15 protein-coding genes and 2 pseudogenes are annotated in these 19620 nt (G+C 71.4%); 9 read left to right on the forward strand and 8 right to left on the reverse strand.

Going from position 1 to position 19620, the window contains the following annotated elements:
* Positions 1 to 61 precede the first annotated feature (61 nt).
* Entirely contained in the window at positions 62 to 1591 is a 1530-nt protein-coding gene (locus K7B10_RS16095; protein ID WP_229336700.1) for a ricin-type beta-trefoil lectin domain protein, read from the reverse strand.
* Positions 1592 to 1696: 105 nt separating this feature from the next.
* Here K7B10_RS16095 and K7B10_RS16100 point away from each other — a divergent pair, with 105 nt between their 5' ends.
* The 3 genes from K7B10_RS16100 to K7B10_RS16110 all read left to right on the forward strand — a co-directional run bounded on the left by K7B10_RS16100 (position 1697) and on the right by K7B10_RS16110 (position 6631).
* Complete coding sequence (locus K7B10_RS16100; RefSeq protein WP_229336701.1) at positions 1697 to 3112, forward strand: class II fumarate hydratase; 1416 nt, start codon at positions 1697 to 1699, stop codon at positions 3110 to 3112.
* A 103-nt stretch (positions 3113 to 3215) separates the two neighbouring features.
* Entirely contained in the window at positions 3216 to 3911 is a 696-nt protein-coding gene (gene fomD / locus K7B10_RS16105; RefSeq protein WP_229336702.1) for a cytidylyl-2-hydroxypropylphosphonate hydrolase, read from the forward strand.
* Positions 3912 to 4771: 860 nt separating this feature from the next.
* Positions 4772 to 6631, forward strand: coding sequence for a SpoIIE family protein phosphatase (locus K7B10_RS16110; RefSeq protein ID WP_372481553.1), 1860 nt, complete (start codon positions 4772 to 4774; stop codon positions 6629 to 6631).
* Between the two features lie 84 nt (positions 6632 to 6715).
* Here K7B10_RS16110 and K7B10_RS16115 read toward each other — a convergent pair whose 3' ends face one another.
* Positions 6716 to 8953, reverse strand: a complete 2238-nt coding sequence (locus K7B10_RS16115; RefSeq protein WP_229336704.1) for a transglycosylase domain-containing protein — start codon at positions 8951 to 8953, stop codon at positions 6716 to 6718.
* 233 nt (positions 8954 to 9186) lie between these two features.
* On the opposite strand from K7B10_RS16115, the gene K7B10_RS16120 reads away from it, so the two are divergent.
* The 3 genes and pseudogenes from K7B10_RS16120 to K7B10_RS16130 form a co-directional block, all read left to right on the forward strand.
* On the forward strand, positions 9187 to 10095 hold the full coding sequence (locus K7B10_RS16120; protein ID WP_229336705.1) for an SPFH domain-containing protein: 909 nt from the start codon (positions 9187 to 9189) through the stop codon (positions 10093 to 10095).
* On the forward strand, positions 10092 to 10367 hold the full coding sequence (locus K7B10_RS16125) for a type II toxin-antitoxin system antitoxin (protein ID WP_229336706.1): 276 nt from the start codon (positions 10092 to 10094) through the stop codon (positions 10365 to 10367). Before K7B10_RS16120 ends, K7B10_RS16125 begins: the two co-directional genes overlap by 4 nt.
* A gap of 163 nt (positions 10368 to 10530) precedes the next feature.
* Positions 10531 to 10656: pseudogene (locus tag K7B10_RS16130) on the forward strand (ATP-binding cassette domain-containing protein); the annotation flags it as partial.
* A 35-nt stretch (positions 10657 to 10691) separates the two neighbouring features.
* Here the strand turns inward: K7B10_RS16130 and K7B10_RS16135 are convergent.
* Positions 10692 to 11642: pseudogene (locus K7B10_RS16135) on the reverse strand (hydrogen peroxide-inducible genes activator); the annotation flags it as partial.
* 269 nt (positions 11643 to 11911) lie between these two features.
* On the opposite strand from K7B10_RS16135, the gene K7B10_RS16140 reads away from it, so the two are divergent.
* The 3 genes from K7B10_RS16140 (at position 11912) to K7B10_RS16150 (ending at position 13764) form a co-directional block, all read left to right on the forward strand.
* Positions 11912 to 12469, forward strand: a complete 558-nt coding sequence (locus K7B10_RS16140; RefSeq protein ID WP_229336707.1) for a hypothetical protein — start codon at positions 11912 to 11914, stop codon at positions 12467 to 12469.
* Positions 12470 to 12666: 197 nt separating this feature from the next.
* Positions 12667 to 13221 carry a peroxiredoxin gene (locus tag K7B10_RS16145; protein WP_030159560.1) on the forward strand — a complete coding sequence of 185 codons (555 nt, stop codon included), beginning with the start codon at positions 12667 to 12669 and terminating at the stop codon, positions 13219 to 13221.
* Between the two features lie 3 nt (positions 13222 to 13224).
* The gene (locus K7B10_RS16150) at positions 13225 to 13764 is read left to right on the forward strand and encodes an alkyl hydroperoxide reductase (protein ID WP_229336708.1); all 540 of its coding nucleotides are present in this window, start codon (positions 13225 to 13227) and stop codon (positions 13762 to 13764) included.
* 73 nt (positions 13765 to 13837) lie between these two features.
* Here the strand turns inward: K7B10_RS16150 and K7B10_RS16155 are convergent, their stop codons facing one another.
* The 5 genes from K7B10_RS16155 to K7B10_RS16175 form a co-directional block, all read right to left on the reverse strand.
* Positions 13838 to 14527: a hypothetical protein gene (locus K7B10_RS16155; RefSeq protein ID WP_229336709.1), complete on the reverse strand. Its 690-nt coding sequence runs from the start codon at positions 14525 to 14527 to the stop codon at positions 13838 to 13840.
* The gene (locus K7B10_RS16160) at positions 14511 to 15929 is read right to left on the reverse strand and encodes an AI-2E family transporter (RefSeq protein WP_229336710.1); all 1419 of its coding nucleotides are present in this window, start codon (positions 15927 to 15929) and stop codon (positions 14511 to 14513) included. Before K7B10_RS16160 ends, K7B10_RS16155 begins: the two co-directional genes overlap by 17 nt.
* Before the next feature lie 108 nt (positions 15930 to 16037).
* Positions 16038 to 16736 carry an aggregation-promoting factor C-terminal-like domain-containing protein gene (locus K7B10_RS16165; protein ID WP_030867379.1) on the reverse strand — a complete coding sequence of 233 codons (699 nt, stop codon included), beginning with the start codon at positions 16734 to 16736 and terminating at the stop codon, positions 16038 to 16040.
* A 426-nt stretch (positions 16737 to 17162) separates the two neighbouring features.
* Positions 17163 to 18479 (reverse strand): RNA 5'-3' helicase PhoH2, encoded by a 1317-nt coding sequence (phoH2, locus tag K7B10_RS16170; protein ID WP_229336711.1) that lies wholly within the window; start codon positions 18477 to 18479, stop codon positions 17163 to 17165.
* A 329-nt stretch (positions 18480 to 18808) separates the two neighbouring features.
* Positions 18809 to 19570 carry an isoprenyl transferase gene (locus K7B10_RS16175; RefSeq protein ID WP_030159549.1) on the reverse strand — a complete coding sequence of 254 codons (762 nt, stop codon included), beginning with the start codon at positions 19568 to 19570 and terminating at the stop codon, positions 18809 to 18811.
* Positions 19571 to 19620: the final 50 nt, after the last annotated feature.

A 19620-nucleotide genomic window follows, 5' to 3' on the forward strand; every position in this document is an offset into this window, starting at 1 on the left:
CCGGCAGCCGGTGAGCCCGGACGGGAACACCCGGCCGGCCGTGCCGGCCGGGTGCGGGGGGTTACGCGAAGCGCTGCGCCGCCGCGCCGTTGCAGGTCTGCAGGCGCAGTTGGTCGTGGGCGGCGGCCACGGTCAGGCACATGCCCGGGGCGGCCGCGGGGCGCAGGGTGGCGCCGTCGCGGACCCACTGCTGGTTCGCGCCGCCGTGGCAGTTCCAGATGATCAGGCCGGTGCCCGCGCCGTAGTTGGCACCCGGGGCGTCCAGACAGCGGTCGTGGGTGAGCTCGACGTGGACGGACTTCCTGGTGGTGTCGTACCACCAGCCCTGGTTGCGGCCGCCGTGGCAGTCCCAGCCGATGACCTTGGTCTCGTTGGCGCTGGAGCCGCCGTTGGCGTCGAGGCAGTTGCCGGTCGCCTCGTTCTTCAGCGGCGCGTAGAGGGCGTCCCAGGACCCGGCCTGCAGGACGGGGGTTCCGGTGCTCGCCGGGTCGGCGCAGGAGGCCTCGCGCAGGCCGGAGTCGTAGAGCTGGGTCAGGCAGGACGCGAACGCGCCGTGGCCCCGGTAGTTGGGGTGGAAGGACTGGCGGGCGGTGTTCTCGTCCCACGGGAAGTGGTCCCCGAGGTCCAGGTAGAGCCCGCGGGCCCAGGTGTCCTCCATGCACACCTCGTGGCCCTGGAAGAGCCGCGAGTTGTCCAGGTACGTGGCCCCCGAGGCCAGCGCCGCCGCGCGCATGCCCTTCTCGAAGGTGGGCACCGCGTAGTTGCGGCCCCAGGCGGCGTCGGAGTCGTAGCCGGCGCAGCCTCCGGGGAGCTTGCCCGGGAAGTTCGGGTTGTCGTAGAAGTCGGGGCCGATGGGGCTCGGGTAGCCCATCACGACGAGCTTGTAGTCGGAGTCCGCGTAGCCCGCGTCGCGCATGACCGTCTTGAGGTCGGCGACCGTCGCCTCGACCTTGGGCTTCAGGCCGTCCACGCGCGCCTGCCAGCCCGGCCCGTACTTGGGCTCGCAGGTGCCCTGGCTGAGCACCCAGCGGGTCACGCAGTCGGTCATGACCGGGCCGAACTGCAGGTCGTCGTTGGCGCCGGCGACGAGCAGCACCATCTTGATCTTCGTATTGCGCGCCTTGACGGCCAGGCTGTCGCTCTGCACCAGCTCGTCGGCGTACTGCTTGCTGCCGCCGATCCGGATGTTGCCGGTGTAGCCGCCGGAGCACGCGACGTTGAAGGTCAGGTCGGCCGGGATGCCGGTGCGGTGGATCGCGGAGTCCGGCGAGCGGTGGCACTGGTTGTTCGGGGTGTTGGTCGCCGGGTCGTAGTTGCCCACGCCCTCGCCCGAAATCTCGCTGTCTCCGAGCGAGATCAAGCCGGTCTTGCGCTCGTTCATCGGGCGGATCGCCGCGTCACCGTAGATCTTGACGGCCTCCGCCGCGCGGACGGCCTCCAGTTCGGGCGAGAGCGGGGTGGCTGCCGCCGCGGGGGCGCTCGCCGCCTGGGCCATGGGGGTGATGGCGGTGACGCCCCCGAGGGCGGCCGCGATCGCCGCGGCGGCGGCAAAGGTAGATCTGAGCGCGGGTCTCGTACCTACACGTGTCATGAACGTCTCCCCTGTCGGTGTTACCCACGGTATTTACTGGCCGGTAGGGGACTTGGGAACACTTCGAACAAGACAATTGCTCAACTTTTTGAGGAGGCAATCAAGATGACGAAAGATCAGCAGTCCCCGGGGCCGGCGGGCGGGTACCGCGTCGAGCACGACTCGATGGGCGAGGTGCGGGTGCCCGCGCACGCCAAGTGGCGGGCCCAGACCCAGCGCGCGGTGGAGAACTTCCCCCTCTCCGGGCAGCGTCTGGAGCGCGCCCACATCGAGGCGCTCGCCCTCGTCAAGGCCGCGGCCGCCGCGGTGAACGCGAAGCTGGGGGTGGTGGACCAGGACACCGCCGACGCGATCCGGTCCGCCGCCTCCGAGGTGGCCGAGGGCCGCTGGGACGAGCACTTCCCGGTCGACGTGTTCCAGACCGGGTCCGGGACTTCGTCCAACATGAACACCAACGAGGTCATCGCGACCCTGGCCGGCGAGCGGCTCGGCCGCGAGGTCCACCCCAACGACCACGTCAACGCCTCGCAGAGCTCCAACGACGTGTTCCCGTCGTCCATCCACATCGCCGCGACCGCCGCCGTCACCCGCGAGCTGATCCCGGCCCTGGAGCACCTCGCCGCCGCCCTGGAACGCAAGGCCGCCGAGTTCGCCGAGGTGGTCAAGGCGGGCCGGACCCACCTGATGGACGCCACCCCGGTGACCCTGGGCCAGGAGTTCGGCGGGTACGCCGCCCAGGTGCGTTACGGCGTCGAGCGGCTGCGCGCGGCCCTGCCCCGGCTGGCCGAACTGCCGCTGGGCGGGACCGCCGTGGGCACCGGGATCAACACTCCGCCCGGATTCTCCGCCGCCGTGATCGCCGAGGTCGCCGCCGCGACCGGGCTGCCGCTGACCGAGGCGCGCAACCACTTCGAGGCCCAGGGGGCGCGGGACGCGCTGGTGGAGACCTCGGGAGTGCTCCGTACGATCGCCGTCTCCCTGACCAAGGTCTCCAACGATCTGCGCTGGATGGCCTCGGGACCGCGCACGGGATTGGCCGAAATCAATCTGCCCGACCTCCAGCCGGGCTCGTCGATCATGCCCGGGAAGGTCAATCCGGTGGTCCCGGAGGCCGTACTGATGGTCGCCGCACAGGTGACGGGGAACGACACGACCGTCGCCGTGGCGGGCGCGGCGGGCAATTTCGAGCTCAATGTGATGCTCCCGGTGATGGCCAAGAACCTCCTGGAATCGATCCGGCTGCTGGGCAACGCGAGCCGCCTGCTGGCCGACCGCACGGTCGACGGGATCACCGCGAACGTGGCGCGGGCCAGGGAGTTCGCCGAGTCCTCCCCCTCCGTGGTGACCCCGCTGAACCGGTACATCGGCTACGAGGAGGCGGCCAAGGTCGCCAAGAGGGCCCTCGCCGAACGGAAGACGATCAGGGAGGTCGTGCTGGAGTCCGGGTACGTCGACCGCGGCGACCTGACACTGGAACAGCTGGACGAGGCCCTCGACGTCCTGCGTATGACCCGGCCCTGAAAACGTTTCCGGACAGGGGCCGGATTCGGTCGTTTCCCGTCCCCGCGCACCTCCGTGACCTGCACCGCAGCGGGCGCGGGGGCCCCCGCCCTAAGATCTGCGCATGACAGGTACCGGAGGCCGCGGGGGCGGCGACGCGCAGGGCACCCGCTGGCGGCCGGGTGAGCAGATCCTCTGGCGCTACCGCGACCACGCCCCGGGCCTGAAGGGCGCGGTCCACATCTGCCGCCCGGTGACGGTGGTGCAGGACACCGCCGAACTGCTGGCCGTGTGGATGGCCCCCGGCACCGAGTGCGTCAAGCCGGTGCTGGCCGACGGCACCTCCGTGCACGAGGAGCCGCTCGCCACCCGGTACACCGCGCCGCGCACCACCGTACGGTCGCGCTGGTTCGGGGCCGGCGTGCTGAAGCTGGCCCGGCCCGGGGACCCGTGGTCGGTGTGGCTGTTCTGGGACCACGGCTGGCGGTTCAAGAGCTGGTACGTGAACCTCGAGGAGCCGCGCGCCCGGTGGTCCGGCGGGGTCGATTCCGTGGACCACTTCCTGGACATCTCCGTCTACCCCGACCGTACGTGGAAGTGGCGCGACGAGGACGAGTTCGCCCAGGCCCAGCGGGCCGGTCTGATGGACGCCGAACAGGCCCGCCGGGTGCAGGTCGCGGGGCGGGCGGCGGTGGACGTGATCAAGGCCTGGGGGTCGCCTTTCCGCGACGGCTGGCAGGGCTGGCGGCCGGATCCCGCCTGGGGAGTTCCGGCCCTGCCCGAGGACTGGGACCGCACTCCGGCGCATATGACCTCATGAGACCCTTGATGCGCCCCCGGGGTTCAACCGTAAGATCTCCCTCCGCAGGTCGCGCGCGGGAGGCGCGCTGAGCCCCGAAGGCGTAAATGTCGTGCCGTACGCGGGACTTGACCGGAGGTCAAAGCAGAGCGAGAGGTAACGAGCGGGACGCGGAACCGCGGTGCGATGGTGTCCCCGCCGCTGAGCGGGTATACCGCGACTGACCGAGTTGAGTGCAGCGCACATCGAGCGCAAACGGACGGAATTCCACGCGTGACGGAGTACCCCACCTCGCAGGAGGGCCCACCGCCTGCCGCGGCCGCCGCGACACCGGCCCCGGGCGGCCCCGGCATGCCCGCCGCCTCCGGCGGCTGTTCGGACGAGCTGGGCCACGGCAAGGCCCCCGTCCCGGCCGCCGAGGCCGTACGCGGCTCGGCCGTGCCCGGCGACGACCCCGTCCGCTCGGACGTCCCACGCCCGCGCGGCGAGGGCGTACCCGCCGCTCCCCAGGCCGGCAAGCCCCGCCCGGCGCGCGGCCGCGCACGGGGCACGGCGGCATCGGGGGCACGGCGGCATCGGGCGCCTCCGGCCGCCGCGGCCGTGACGCCGAGGCGGCCCGCAGCGCCGTACGCGACGCGGCGGCGGCGGGCGGTTCGGCAGGCGGGTCGGCGGGCGGTTCCCGGCGGCGCGACGGGGAGGCGGCACGCAACGCCGCCCACGGCGAGGACCCGGCCGAGCTCTCCACCGGCCGGCCCCACGAGGCCCGCGGCGGAGCCCCGGACGGCCCGGCGGTGATACCGGACGCATCCCGCCCCCGCGAGGGCGGAGCCCCCGGCGGCGAGCCGGGCGCCGAAGGCGGCGCGGACGCGGCCGTCGGCGGGGTGTACGAGGGCCAGGGCGGCGCGGACCCGGCCGCGCCGGACGGCGCGGCCGTCGCGGGGACGCAGGGGCCCGACGGGGTGGCCCGGCGGGAAGGGGACCGGCTGCGGTTCGTCGGGGCGGCGACCCGGCGCATCGCCCGCGGCATCGACCTCGACGAGATCGTCCTCGGCCTGTGCCGGGCGACCGTGCCGACCTTCTCGGACGCCATCCTCGTCTACCTGCGCGACCCCCTCCCCGTGGGCGACGAGCGTCCCGTCGGCCCGGTCGTTTTAAGGCTGCGCCGCACCGACCGGCTCCGGCCGATCGACGATCTGACGGGAGCGGGAGCGGGAGCAGGAGCGGGAACCGAGGGCGCCGGGGCGGCGGGGGCCGCCGGCGAGCTCGACTTCAGCCAGCTGCCGCTGGTCGGCCCGCAGGGTGACCTGCCCGCGGCCGAGCTCTGCGAGATCCGCCCCGGCGGCGCCCTCGCCGAGGTGCTGCGCGGCGTACGGCCCGTCTTCGGGTCCGCCGCCGGGGCCAAGGACGCGCTGCCGGAGCTACTCGGCTCGGAGCACCCGATTCCGCGCGGCCAGCGGGCCATCCTCGCGCCGCTGCGCGGCCGCCGCCGCGTCATCGGCTCGGCGGTGTTCCTGCGCAGCCCCGAGCGGCCCGCGTTCGAGCAGAACGACCTCCTGGTCGCCGCCCAGCTGGCCACGCACACCGCGCTCGGCATCGACAAGGCGGTCCTGTACGGCCGTGAGGCGTACATCGCCGACGAGTTGCAGCGCACCATGCTGCCCGACAGCCTTCCGCAGCCCACCGGGGTCCGGCTGGCCTCCCGGTACCTGCCCGCCGCCGAGACGGCCCGGGTCGGCGGCGACTGGTACGACGCGATACCGCTGCCCGGCAGCCGGGTCGCGCTCGTCGTCGGCGACGTGATGGGCCACTCCATGACCTCCGCCGCGATCATGGGCCAGCTCCGCACCACCGCCCAGACGCTGGCGCAGCTGGACCTGCCGCCCGCCGAGGTCCTGCACCACCTGGACGAGCAGGCGCAGCGCCTCGGCTCCGACCGGATGGCCACCTGCCTGTACGCGGTCTACGACCCCGTCTCGCACCGGATCACCATCGCCAACGCCGGCCACCCGCCGCCCGTGCTCCTGCACCTGGGCGGCCGGGCCGAGGTGCTCCGCGTACCCCCCGGCGCCCCCATCGGCGTCGGCGGCGTGGACTTCGAGGCGGTGGAGCTGGACGCGCCCGCCGGGGCCACCCTGCTGCTGTACACCGACGGGCTGGTCGAATCCCGGCTGCGCGACGTGTGGACCGGCATCGAGCAGCTCCGCGAGCGCCTGGCCACCACCGCGCAGCTGACGGGCCTGGACCACCCGCCGCCGCTGGAGGCGCTCTGCGACGACGTCCTCGACATGCTCGGCCCGGGCGACCGGGACGACGACATCGCGCTGCTCGCGGCCCGCTTCGACGGGATCGCGCCCAGCGACGTCGCGTACTGGTTCCTGGACCCGGAGGAGACCGCTCCGGGCCGGGCCCGCCGGTTCGCCCGCCGCGCGCTGACCCGGTGGGGCCTGGAGGAGCTCCAGGACTCACTGGAGCTGCTGGTCAGCGAAGTGGTCACCAACGCCGTGCGGTACGCCGAACGGCCCGTGACCCTGCGCCTGCTGCGGACGGACGTACTGCGCTGCGAGGTCGGCGACGACTCCCCGCAGCTGCCGCGCCAGCGCCGGGCCCGGGAGACCGACGAGGGCGGCCGCGGGCTGTTCCTGGTCAACCGGATGGCCCGCCGCTGGGGCGCCACCCGGCTGAGCAGCGGAAAGGTCGTCTGGTTCGAACTCCCGCTGCCGGGAGCGCCGGACCGTCGCTGACCCCGTCGGAACACCGCCGCCCCGCAGCGTGGACGCTGCGGGGCGGCGGTGCGTTCAGGCCCGTACGGGCGCCGCGGACGGGCGCTACGGGATCGTGATCGGCGGGCTCTTGGTCGGGTCCGCGCTCTTGGTCGGGTCCACGGTCTTCGACGGCGAGACGGGCGCCGACGGCGTGCCCTTGGTCGGGTCCGCGCTCTTGGTCGGGTCCACGGTCTTCGACGGCGAGACGGGCGCCGACGGCGTGCCGGCGGACGAGGAGCTCGACGAAGAGGGGGAGCTGCTGCGGCTCGGCGCCTGCGAGGCGCCCATCTTCGCCTCGGAGAGGTCGAACTCCGCGGTGTCCACGCCCTTGAGCGCGGCCAGCGTGTACGCCTTCCAGATCTCGGCCGGGAAGCTGGAACCACCCGCTCGGCCACCGCCCGCGGTACCGGTCAGGGTGACCTGCTTGGCCGTTCCGGGCTCTTCACCGAACATCGCGACGACGGTGACGAGTTCCGGCGTGTACGCGGTGAACCACGCGGCCACGTTGGACTCGGTGGTACCGGTCTTGCCGGCGGCCTCGTACGCGGAGCTCTTCACGGCCTTGCCGGAACCGTCCTGGACGACGCCGGTGAGCACCTTGGTGACCGTGTCGGCGGTCTCACGGGTGATGGCCTGGCCGCCCACGGACTCGACCGGCTTGAAGGCGCGGTCGGCGTGCTTGGCGCCCTTGATGATCGTCGGGGTGACCTTCTTGCCGTGGTTGTCGAAGGTGGCGTAGACGCCGGCCATCTCCAGGGTGTTGGCGCTCATCGTGCCGAGCGACATGGCGGGCTTGTCGGCCGGCCAGCCGTCGCGGTCCTTCATGCCGAGCGCCAGCGCCGTCTTCTTCACCGCCGGCGGGCCCACGTCCACGATCATCTGGGCGTACACCGAGTTCACGGAGGAGTTGGTGGCCGCCTGGACGGTGAGGAGGGGGTCGCCGTAGTTCGCGTTGTCCTGGTTCTGCGGGGCGAAGGGGGTGTCGCTGCCGACGACCGGGCGCTTGCTGGTGCCGTCGTAGAGCGCGTTGGGCGTGATCGGCTTGCCGTCGTGCGTGGTGGACTTGTTCTCCAGCGCGGAGGCGAGCACGACCGGTTTGAAGGTCGAGCCGGGCTGGAAGTCCTGGCGCAGCGCGTTGCTCGCCCAGTGGTCGGAGAGCCCGGTGCCGCCGTACATCGCGACGATCGCTCCGGTCTTCGGGTCCACGGAGGTGGCGCCGGCCTGCACGCTCGCGTCGACGGGCCGGTCCTTGCGGTCGAGCTTGGACTCCAGCTCGTCCTGGACGGCCTTCTCCAGCGCGGCCTGCTTCTTCGGGTCGATGTTGAGGGTGATCTCCCAGCCGCCGGCCTGCAGCTCCTGGGTGGTCATGTTGGTCTGCCGCCGCAGTTCCGCGTCCGCGGCCTGCTTCAGGTAGCCCTTCTGGCCCTCCATGCCGGGGGCGGCCTTGGGCTTGATCGGCATCGGAAGCTGGAGCTGCTTGCGCTTCTCCGGGTCGAGCGCCTTCATCTCGACCATGTTGTCGAGCACGCCGTTGAAGCGGATCTTGACCAGGCGCGTGCCGTTCGGGCCCGCGGTCGCCAGGTCGTAGTCGCTGGGCGCCTGGAGGACGGCCGCGAGGTACGCGCCCTGCTCCAGGGTCAGCTTGTCGACGTCGACGCCGTAGTAGGCCTGGGCCGCGGCCTGGATGCCGTACGCGCCGCGCCCGAAGTAACTGGTGTTCAGGTAGCCCGCGAGGATGTCCGGCTTCTCCATGCGCTGGTCGACCTTGAGGGAGATCACCAGCTCCTTGAGCTTGCGGGTCGCGGTCTGGTCCTGGTTCAGGTAGAAGTTCTTGACGTACTGCTGGGTGATCGTCGATCCGCCGGCCTTGCCCTTGCCGGTGACCGTGTTGAACAGGCCGCGGCCGATGCCGAGGAAGTCGACGCCCTGGTCCTGGTAGAAGGACTTGTTCTCGATCGCGATGAAGCCGGTCTGGACGTCCTTGGGGACCCGGCTGAGCGGCACGATCTCGCGGTTCATCTTGCCGTCGCGCGCCATGATCGAGCCGTCCGCGTACTTGTAGACGTTGCTCTGCTTGATGGCGTCGGCGTTCGGGTCCGGCTCGTCCACGTAGAAGTAGAGGGCGACGAGTGCGCCCATGCCGAGCAGGATGATCCCGAAGAAGGCCCCCAGGATCTTCTTCCATGTGAAGAAGCGACGTATGCCGGTCCGCTTGCCGGCTCGGCCCTTCCCGGTGGCGCGCCCGCGCGGCGCCCGTCGCGCACTGCGCTGCTGCGCCTTACGCGCTTCTGCTCGGCCCATCGCTCCCGCTCCGCTCGATTTCCCCCCCGACGTCAGCTCAGAAAGCTAACACCGCAGGTTGTGACAAAGGTTGGCCAACCTTGGCCAATACCGGTCAATTCGGACGTGAGAATCAGCACCCACATCAAGGGAACCGACGCGCGGCGGGCCCGTAGGGTTGCGGCGGCCCCAAAAAGTGATATCACTTTGCTAAGCGGCCCGACCGGCCGCGATCGAGCAAATGGGGGCAGATCATGACGAATACTGCGACCACCAGGGGCGACGTACGGGAGTTCACGGCCCGTAGCGTGGGTGGTGGACTGGCCTTGCTGCTGGGGCTGTTGGGGGTGGCGGCCGGTGCCGGACTGATCGCCCTCGGCGCCACCGCCGAGGCCTCGGCGGCGCACGTGTCCCTGATCGTGCTCGGCGTCCTCCTGATAGCCGCCTCGGCCTTCGCGATGGGCGGGCTGAACACGGTGGCTCCGGGCGAGGCCCGCGTGGTCCAGCTCTTCGGCCGCTACCGCGGGACGGTCCGCACGGACGGCCTGCGCTGGGTCAACCCGCTGACCTCGCGGGAGAAGATCTCCACCCGGGTCCGCAACCACGAGACGGCCGTCCTGAAGGTCAACGACGCGTACGGCAACCCGATCGAGCTGGCGGCCGTCGTGGTGTGGCGGGTGGAGGACACCGCGCGGGCGACGTTCGAGGTGGAGGACTTCACGCAGTTCGTCGAGACCCAGACCGAGGCGGCGGTCCGGCACATCGCGATCGAGTACCCGTACGACGCGCACGACGAGGGCGGACTCTCGCTGCGCGGCAACGCCGAGGAGATCACCGAGAAGCTGGCGCTCGAACTGCACGCGCGGGTGGAGGCGGCCGGCGTCCGGATCATCGAGTCCCGCTTCACGCATCTCGCGTACGCTCCGGAGATCGCCTCCGCGATGCTGCAGCGACAGCAGGCGGGCGCGGTCGTGGCGGCCCGCAAGCAGATCGTGGAAGGGGCGGTGGGCATGGTCGAACTGGCCCTGACCCGACTGGCGGAGCAGGACATCGTGGACCTGGACCCGGAGCGCAAGGCCGCCATGGTGTCGAACCTGATGGTGGTCCTGTGCGGTGACCGGGCCGCCCAGCCGGTCGTCAACACGGGCACGCTCTACCAGTGAGCCCCGCCGGCGAGCCGCAGGAGCCCGGAACGGGCGAGGGCCGGGACCGGGCTCCCGCGCGGGCGGGGCGGCAGGCGCGCAAGCAGGTACTGCTGCGGCTCGACCCGCAGGTGTACGACGCCCTCGCCCGCTGGGCCGGCGAGGAGCTGCGCAGCGCCAACGCGCAGATCGAGTTCCTGCTGCGGCGGGCCCTGTCCGAGGCCGGCCGCCTCCCGGGCGGCGCCGCCCCGATCCCGCCGCGCGGCCGCCCCCGCGTCCCGCCCGAGGCCTGAGGCGTCTGGACCGAGAACCGAGGCGTGGGGCCCGAGGCGTCACGCCTCGGGCCCCACGCCTGAGGCCAGGCCTGACACCCGCACCCCAGGCCCCACACCCCACACCCCAGCCGATCAGGACCGAAGTCCCGGAGAGCGGCCGGTCCGGCAGGCCGGAAGTCCTCGGCGCCCCGGCGAGGTCTCCGGCGGCCAGGGCCAGCGCGTCGCCGTCGCCCGCGCCCTCGTCACCGGCCCGCGGGTCCTCTTCGCGGACGAGCCCACCGGCGCCCTCGACTCCCTCGACGGCGAGCTCGCGTACGCCCGTTCCCGACCCGGCCCGCCCTATTCGGCCGGCCACACCGGGAGCGGGCGCACGGCTTCGCGCAGGGCGCCCGCGATGGCCCGGAACTCCTCCTGGCGGGCCGTGCCCGTCCGCATGGCCAGCGCGATCCGCCGCGAGGGAGCCGGCTCGGCGAAGTACCCGGTGGCCAGGTACTCGTTGCGGGCGGTCTCCAGCCGCAGCGCGGTGCGCGGCAGCAGCGTCACGCCCAGCCCCCCGGCGACCAGCTGTACGAGGGTGGACAGTCCGGCCGCGGTCGTGGTGACGGCCGCACCGTCGGGGCGCCCCGCCTCGCGGCAGATGTCCAGGGCCTGGTCGCGCAGGCAGTGCCCCTCGTCGAGCAACAGCAGCTGCAGGCCGCGCAGTTCCTCGCGCGGGATGTCCCGGCGTCCGGCGAGCGGGTGCTCCCGCGGCGCGAGGAGGACGAAGTCCTCGTCGAAGACGGGCAGTTCGGTGACACCGGGGACGCCGAGCGGCACCGCGAGCAGCAGCAGGTCGAGCCGCCCGCCGGCCAGCCCCTCCAGCAGGGAGGAGGTCTGCTCCTCGTGCACCTGGAGGTCCATCCGCGGGTAGCGGCGGTGGAACAGACCGAGCACGGTCGGCAGCAGGTACGGGGCCACCGTGGGGATCACCCCGAGCCGCAGGACCCCGGTGAAGGGGGCCCGTACGGCCTCGGCCTCCTCCAGCAGACCGCCCATGGCGTCGAGTACCACCCGGGCCCGGGCCGCGATCCGCTCGCCCGCCGGGGAGAGCAGCACCTTGCGGGTGGTGCGCTCCAGCAGCTGGACGCCGAGGGCCTCCTCCAGCGCGGAGACGGCTCCCGAGAGCGCGGGCTGGCTCATCCCGATGGCCGCGGCGGCGTCCCGGAAGTGCAGGTGTTCGGCGACGGCCGCGAACGCGCGCAGCTGCGCGAGCGTCGCCTGCTTGGCGCCCCTGTTGCCGACGGCCACTGACAGGTACCTCCGATCACCCGTCACCAGACTAGCTCCGGCGGCCGCCCTCCGATCCCTGCCCTGCGGGCCGTCCCGCCCCGCGTGAGAGTGGACGTAGGGCAGGAAAGCCCCGGTCACGGCCTCCGCCCGGGAGGCAACCATGAGGAACAAGCTCCTTCGCATCGCCGCTCTCATCCCGCTGGCGGCCTCGCCGCTGGTCCTGGGCCCGACGGTGCCGGCCCACCCCGCGGCGGCGGCGCCCGCGGCCGGCACCTGCCACGTCACGAACGGCTGTGCCCCACCGCCGAACACCTGGGCGATCAACGGCAGCGGCTTCACCGGGGACACCGTCGCGGTCAAGGGCGACAACGGCTGCAGCAAGCCTGCCGCCAAGGTCACCAACGGCAGCGTCCGCGAGGGCGCCGTACCCCAGGGCCACTACCCGGTCGGGGGCGTCACGCGCACGGGCGGGAAGGACCCCGTCGACGCCGGCACGGGTACGGACGGGTGCGGACGCGAAGGCCCAGTACGCCAAGGGCTTCCAGAAGGGGTTCCAGACGATCCGGGGAAGCTGCAGCGCCAAGCCGCCGCAGACCCTGGGCGAGATCGACCCCAACTGGCAGAAGGGCTGCGACAACGGCGCGGCGCTGGCCGCCAAGTCGTTCTGCGGCGACAAGACGGACGGACAGACCGGCACCCCCGAGTACGACAAGGGCCACAAGCTCGGCTACGACACCACCAAGGCCACCTGCCAGACCGCTCCGCCGGAGACCGCCGTGGCACCCGACCCCGAATGGATCCGCGGCTACAACGAGGGCGCCGCGAAGGCTTCGGGCGAGTTCTGCACGTAGGTGCCACCTGAAGATCGCCGGAGATCACCCTCCGTCGCTCTTTGTCCGTACCGACACATTGATAGGGAAGCCTGATCAGCACGACCACCCTTTGCGATTTCCGCGATCAATGCTGCCTGTGCCAGCATGTGAGACACGTCCAACCCCTCAGGGAAAGCCCCAAAAGGGACTACTTTCCCTTCCCGCAAGGAGAGCACGTGCTCACTGTCGGTGACAAGTTCCCCACCTACGATCTGACCGCTTGCGTCTCGCTCGAAGCCGGCAGCGAGTTCGCCCAGATCGACCACAAGACCTACGAGGGCAAGTGGCGCGTGGTGTTCTTCTGGCCGAAGGACTTCACCTTCGTCTGCCCGACCGAGATCGCCGCCTTCGGCAAGCTGAACGAGGAGTTCCAGGACCGCGACGCCCAGATCCTCGGCGTCTCCGGCGACTCCGAGTTCGTCCACCACGCCTGGCGCAAGGACCACGCCGACCTGCGTGACCTGCCCTTCCCGATGCTGGCCGACTCCAAGCACGAGCTCATGCAGGCCTGTGGCGTGCAGGGCGAGGACGGCTTCGCGCAGCGCGCCGTGTTCATCGTCGACCAGAACAACGAGATCCAGTTCACGATGGTGACCGCCGGTTCCGTGGGCCGTAACCCGAAGGAGGTCCTGCGGGTCCTCGACGCCCTGCAGACCGACGAGCTGTGCCCCTGCAACTGGAACAAGGGCGAGGGCACCCTGGACGCCGGCGCGCTGCTGGCCGGTGAGTGACGGATGTCCCTCGACTCCCTCAAGTCCGCCATACCGGACTTCGCCAAGGACCTGAAGCTGAACCTCGGCTCGGTCATCGGCAACCAGGACACCCTCTCGCAGCAGCAGCTGTGGGGCACCGTCCTGTCCTGCGCGATCGCCGCCCGCTCCCCGCGCGTCCTGCGCGAGCTGGAGCCGGAGGCGAAGGCGGCGCTGTCGCCCGAGGCGTACACGGCCGCCAAGTCCGCGGCCGCGATCATGGCGATGAACAACGTCTTCTACCGCACCCGCCACCTGCTCTCCGACCCGGAGTACGGCACGCTGCGCGCGGGCCTGCGGATGAACGTCATCGGCAACCCGGGCGTGGAGAAGGTCGACTTCGAGCTGTGGTCGCTCGCCGTATCGGCGATCAACGGCTGCGGCCAGTGCCTGGACTCGCACGAGCAGGTCCTGCGCAAGGCCGGCGTCGACCGCGAGACGGTCCAGGAGGCCTTCAAGATCGCCTCGGTGATCCAGGCCGTCGCGGTCACCCTCGACGCCGAGGCCGCCCTCGCCGCCGAGTAGTACCCCTTCGTGCGGACGACCGCACGGACTCCAGGGCCCCCGCAGCCGTTCCCGGCCGCGGGGGCCCTGCCGTTCACTTGCGCAGGCTCGCCATCAGGGCGCGCATGTCCTCGACCATCGCCGCCTTGATCGCGTCCGTGTCCGGCTCGGAGCCCGCGCCCGGCCCGAACCACTGGACGTGGAGCGTGAACACCGCACCGCCGTCGAGCACCTGGAGCCGGTGTCGGCCGCCGCCGGCCATCGAATGGAACTCCGCCCGGCCGGGGAGTCCGGACACCTGCTCCGCCGGACCGTCGACGCCCGCGAAGAGGTCCCGGCCGGTCCCGGCTCCCGTGCCGAACTCGGCCCGGGGATCCGTCTTCTTGTGCAGCTCGACCAGCACCTGCACCTGGTAGTAGACGGCTTCCTTCTCGGTGTACTCCCCGTGGTAGGTGCAGTACGACCAGTCCAGCGCGGGATGTTCCCCGTGCCCCGGGAGACCGCTGCCGGGCTTCACCTCGGTCTTGGCGAGCGCGGCCATGGGCCGGCCCTCGCAGAGGTCCTCGACGTGCCGGTACGCGATCCGCGGCCCGTCGGAGCTGAAACGATCCTGCGCCACCAGGAAGCCCGCCCAGACGGCCGAGGCCACAACCGCCCCGCCGAGCGCCCACAGCCAGGCCCTGCGGGGCCCCCCTACGCGCTCGCGCGGGAACCCGGGCTCCTCGGCGGCCGTCGGCGTCCGGTGGGTGTCCCACTCCCCCTCGAGCTCAGGCTCGCCGATCACTTCCGGCCTCCCGGGCTGCCTGCTCGAACGCGGTCGAGCCGTGCGGACCCGGGCCGATGGCGGCGGCGCCGTGCAGGAGCTGTTCCCGGGAGTAGGCCCTGAGGTAGACGACCACCGTGTTGGTGACGGCGACCAGCGGGACCGCGACCACCGCTCCGCCGATGCCCGCGACCATGCCGCCCGCGGCCACCGACAGCACCACCGCGAGCGGGTGCACCCGTACCGCCCGGCCCAGGATGAAGGGCTGCAGCACGTGCCCCTCGATCTGCTGCACGGCCAGTACGACGGCCAGCACCATCAGCGCGGTCCACGGCCCCTGGGTCACCAGGGCGACCACCACCGCGAGGGCGCCGGAGACCACCGCGCCGACGAGCGGGATGAACGCGAACAGGAAGATGAAGACGGCCAGCGGCACCGCCATCGGCACCTTGAGGAAGTAGATGCCGAGGCCGATGAAGATGGCGTCGATCAGCGCGACGAGCACCGTGCCGCGCACGTACGCCGTCAGCGTGCGCCAGGCGCGCGGACCGGCGCCCGCGACGCCGGGGCGGGCGGCGGCCGGGACCAGGCCCTGCACCCAGGTCCAGATCCGCTTGCCGTCGTAGAGCAGGAACAACGTCGAGAACATCGCGAGCAGGATGCCCGTGAGCACCTCGACGAGGACCGTCACGCCCTGGAGGCCGGCGGAGGTGATCTGCTCGGTGTTGGTGCCGATGGTCTCGCTGAGGTTCTTCGCGATGTCGTTGATCTGCTTCTCGGTCACGTGGAACGGACTGTCCAGTGCCCAGAGTTTGAGCTCGTTGATGCCGTCCCGGACCCGGGCGGAGAGGTCGTCGAGGTTCTCCATGACCTGCCAGACCACGAACCAGCCGACCAGCCCGATGACCACGAACCCGAGGATCGCGGTGACGGCGGTGGCGAGCCCGCGCGGCAGGCCGAGGCGGCGCAGCCGGACCACGAAGGGCTGGAGCAGGGCGGTGACGAGCAGGGCCGCGGCGAAGGCGAGGACGACCAGGCGGACTTCGCTGATCACCTTCATGACGACCCAGAGCATCCCCGCGAGCAGCAGGAGCCGCCAGCTGACCTCGGCGGCGACCCGCATGCCCCACGGGACGACGCTCACCGGGTCGGGGCGGCCGTGCAGGGCGGCCGGGTGCGGGGTGTGGCCGGGGTGCCCGGCCGACGTCTCGGGAGCGGGGGCCGGGGCCGCCGGGGTCACCGCGCCGACGCCCGCGCCCGCGCTCGTACCCACGCCCGAAGGGGCGGCGCCGGAAGTGCCGACCGGGACCGCTGCCGCGCCGATGCTCTCCGCCTCGACCTCGGCACGCCGCGCCTGCAGCCGCGCCTCCACGCGGCTCAGCCTGTTCCCGAGCCGGCCCAGCCAGCCTGCCCTCTTCGCCATGTCTTTCCCTTCCCCCGCCCGTGGACACACCTCGAAAGACCGTACAACGCGAGAAGCCCCGCACCGTAGGACGGTGCGGGGCTCTTCGAGGTTGAGCGGAGGCGGGCTCTAGTACCAGCCGTTGGCCTGGTGGAAGCTCCAGGCCGCGCACGGGCTGTGGTACCGCTCGTTCATGTAGTTGAGGCCCCACTGGATCTGGGTGGCCGGGTTGGTCCGCCAGTCGTCGGCGACCGAGGACATCTTCGAACCCGGGAGCGCCTGGACCAGACCGTACGCGCCCGAGGACGAGTTCACGGCCTTGTAGTTCCAGGTGGACTCCTCGTTGATGATGTTCGAGAAGCACTGGAACTGACCGGCCGGGACGATCTGCCGGGCGATGTCCTTGACCTGGGCGACCGTGTAGGAGCTCTGGACGGCGAAGTCACCGGCGCTGCGGGCCGCGGAGCGGGAGGCGATCTGCTCCTTCTCCTCGCGGTCCTTCTTCGCCTTCTCGTCGGCTGCCTTCTGCGCCTCGGCCTTCTTGGACTTGGCGTCCTCGGCGGCCTGGATGCGAGCGGCTTCCTCGGCGACACGCTTGGCGTCGGTGTCGGCGCCCTGGGCGATGGCGTCGGCCTGCTGCGTCAGGGACGCGTTCTGGACCTGCGCCTGCTCGCCGACCGGGATGTCGGCCAGGAGGGTCGCCCCGGACGCGGTGGTCTCGAGGTCGTTCGAGGCGGGGTCGCCAGTGGCAACGCCCACGACTGCGCCAACGGTGGTGACCGCGGTGGCCGAAGCCACTGCGAATCCCCGGACCGAGATCCGGCTCACACGGTGTCCTTCCAGCAGCGTCCGCAGTGACCGGGCGGGCGCAATAGTGCCCCTCGACACTGGCCTCCGTGGTGCTGTGATCACTGGAAGCGCGGGCCCGTGGGCAACTCCCTTGCGGGGGCTGCCGCGTGATGACTCGGGCGGCATACGGCGAACGGCTCTGGAGTTGTGGTGCTGCGCGTACCTCCCTTAGGGACAACGGGAGATACAGGAGTGCCGTATGCGGGGCCTGACGGAAAACAGACTCTGCCGGACCCCGACGCCGCAAGGCAATTCTCCAATGCGTGTGAAAGGTCACACCTGGCATGTTGCCGTTGGTTTCCTCAAAGGGCTGTGCAGCGCGACGCCGCCCGGCTAGGCTCTCGGGCCTTTGCCGGGCGGCGCCAACTCACTTTCCCGCTATGGGGGTTTTGCCCCTCATCGCACCTACAGCGATTCGAGCATCTCGGTCACCAGCGCGGCGATCGGCGAGCGCTCGGAGCGGTTGAGCGTGACGTGCGCGAAGAGCGGATGCCCCTTCAGCTTCTCAACGACGGCGACCACTCCGTCGTACCGGCCGACCCGCAGATTGTCCCGCTGGGCGACGTCGTGGGTCAGGACGACCCGCGAATTCGCACCGATCCGGGACAGAACGGTCAGCAGGACATTGCGCTCCAGCGACTGCGCCTCGTCCACGATCACGAAGGCGTCGTGCAGCGAGCGCCCGCGGATGTGCGTGAGCGGCAGGACCTCCAGCATCCCCCGGTTCAGCACCTCCTCGATGACCTCGCGCCCGGCCACCGCCGAGAGGGTGTCGAAGACCGCCTGCGCCCAGGGGCTCATCTTCTCGGAGGCGTCCCCGGGCAGGTAGCCGAGGTCCTGGCCGCCCACCGCGTACAGCGGCCGGAAGACCATCACCTTCTGGTGCTGCCTGCGCTCCAGCACCGCCTCCAGGCCCGCGCACAGCGCCAGCGCCGACTTTCCGGTGCCGGCCCGCCCGCCCATGGAGATGATGCCGATCTCCGGGTCGAGCAGGAGGTCCAGGGCGATGCGCTGCTCGGCGCTGCGGCCGTGCAGTCCGAAGGCCTCGCGGTCGCCCCGTACGAGCCTCACGTTGCCGTCCGCCGTGACCCGGCCCAGGGCCTTGCCGCGTTCGGACTGGAGGACCAGTCCGGTGTGGACGGGCAGTTCGGCCGCCTCCGGTACGTACAGCCGCTCCTCGGAGTAGAGCAGGTCGACCTGCTCCCCGGACAGCGCGAGCTCGCTCATGCCGGTCCAGCCGGCATCGGTGATCGCGAGCTCCGCCCGGTACTCCTCGGCGAGCAGGCCCACGGAGGAGGCCTTGATGCGCAGCGGGAGATCCTTCGAGACGACCGTGACGTCGTAGCCCTCGGCCTGGAGATTGCGGGCGACCGCGAGGATCCGCGAGTCGTTGTCCCCCAGTCGGAAGCCGGCCGGCAGGACACCGGGGTCGGAGTGGTTGAGCTCGACACGGAGGGTGCCGCCGAGATCGCCCAACGGGATGGGGGCGTCGAGGCGACCGTAGCGAACCCGGAAGTCGTCGAGCAGGCGCAGGGCCTGACGGGCGAAGTAGCCGAGTTCGGGATGGTGCCTCTTTGCCTCCAGCTCGGTGATCACCACGATCGGGAGCACGACCTCGTGCTCGTCGAAGCGCGTGATCGCGTTGGGGTCTGCCAGCAGGACGCTGGTGTCGAGGACGTAGGTCCGCCTGTCGGGCAGGCGGCGCTTTGTGCTGGTCACCACGGAAGGACGTACCCCCTCGGAAGAGGTCGGGCCATGAAGACCGGACCGGTCATCGGCACCCCTGCGGGGCCGATTTCCGGCCCTCCCACTCCGTCCGTGCGAACCGCACGTGCGTCCTGGTGCAAAGGGCCTCCCGGGCGGACGACCCCATGTCGCCCGCTGAGACTCGACACCCGTGGATCGGGCATCGACCTGAAAGGGATATTCCCCGATCAGGCCCGGCCATGCCATGGCATATGACGGACGCTCGGTGAATCCTCCCCCGGCTACCGCTGGGAGGTACTCCCAGGTGAAGGCCTCGCAGGAGGGGGCGTCAGTCCGCCCGGGCGTCAGGCTCCGTAGCGCCGGTGGCGGGCGGCGTAATCGCGCAGGGCCCGGAGGAAGTCGACCTTGCGGAAGGCCGGCCAGAACACCTCGCAGAAGTAGTACTCGGAATGCGCGCTCTGCCAGAGCATGAATCCGGACAGCCGCTGCTCGCCGCTGGTGCGGATCACGAGGTCCGGGTCGGGCTGGCCGCGCGTGTAGAGGTGCTCGGCGATGTGGTCGATGTCGAGGATCTCGGCGAGCTCCTCGAAGGAGGTGCCCTTCTCCGCGTGCTCCAGCAGCAGTGAGCGGACTGCGTCGGCGATCTCCTGGCGGCCGCCGTAGCCGACGGCGACGTTGACCAGTATCCCGTCCACGTCGTGGGTGGCCTGCTCGGCCTCCTTGAGCACGGACTGGGTCTGCGCGGGCAGGATGTCGAGGTTGCCCACGTGGTGGACGCGCCAGCGGCCGTCCGCGGCTAGGCCCCGGACGGTGTTCTCGATGATGTTGAGGAGCGGGCGGAGCTCGACCTCCGGACGGTCCAGATTGTCCGTGGACAGCATCCACAGGGTGACGACCTCGACGTCCGTCTCGGTGCACCAGCCCAGCATCTCGGAGATCTTGTCGGCCCCCGCCTGGTGGCCCTGCTCCGTCGTGCCTCCGGACGCCTTCGCCCAGCGCCTGTTCCCGTCCAGGATCACGCCGATGTGCTTGGGCGACGCGTCATGGTCGAGGCGGCCTTCCACCCGGCGTGCGTAGAGCCTGTACACCAGGTCGCGCAGCTTCACGATCTTCCAGCCCCTCCGTGCAATGCCCCCGTGCGGAATGCGGTCCTTCC

This window comes from Streptomyces flavotricini (assembly GCF_020639365.1).
Classification (GTDB): domain Bacteria; phylum Actinomycetota; class Actinomycetes; order Streptomycetales; family Streptomycetaceae; genus Streptomyces; species Streptomyces flavotricini.

What these genes read in the sequence shown, in the direction of transcription:
- K7B10_RS16095 (WP_229336700.1), bottom strand. Translation starts at nt 1,591, where the DNA reads ATGACACGTGTAGGTACGAGACCCGCGCTCAGATCTACCTTTGCCGCC.
- K7B10_RS16100 (WP_229336701.1), top strand. Translation starts at nt 1,697, where the DNA reads ATGACGAAAGATCAGCAGTCCCCGGGGCCGGCGGGCGGGTACCGCGTC.
- fomD (WP_229336702.1), top strand. Translation starts at nt 3,216, where the DNA reads ATGACAGGTACCGGAGGCCGCGGGGGCGGCGACGCGCAGGGCACCCGC.
- K7B10_RS16115 (WP_229336704.1), bottom strand. Translation starts at nt 8,953, where the DNA reads ATGGGCCGAGCAGAAGCGCGTAAGGCGCAGCAGCGCAGTGCGCGACGG.
- K7B10_RS16120 (WP_229336705.1), top strand. Translation starts at nt 9,187, where the DNA reads ATGACGAATACTGCGACCACCAGGGGCGACGTACGGGAGTTCACGGCC.
- K7B10_RS16150 (WP_229336708.1), top strand. Translation starts at nt 13,225, where the DNA reads ATGTCCCTCGACTCCCTCAAGTCCGCCATACCGGACTTCGCCAAGGAC.
- K7B10_RS16160 (WP_229336710.1), bottom strand. Translation starts at nt 15,929, where the DNA reads ATGGCGAAGAGGGCAGGCTGGCTGGGCCGGCTCGGGAACAGGCTGAGC.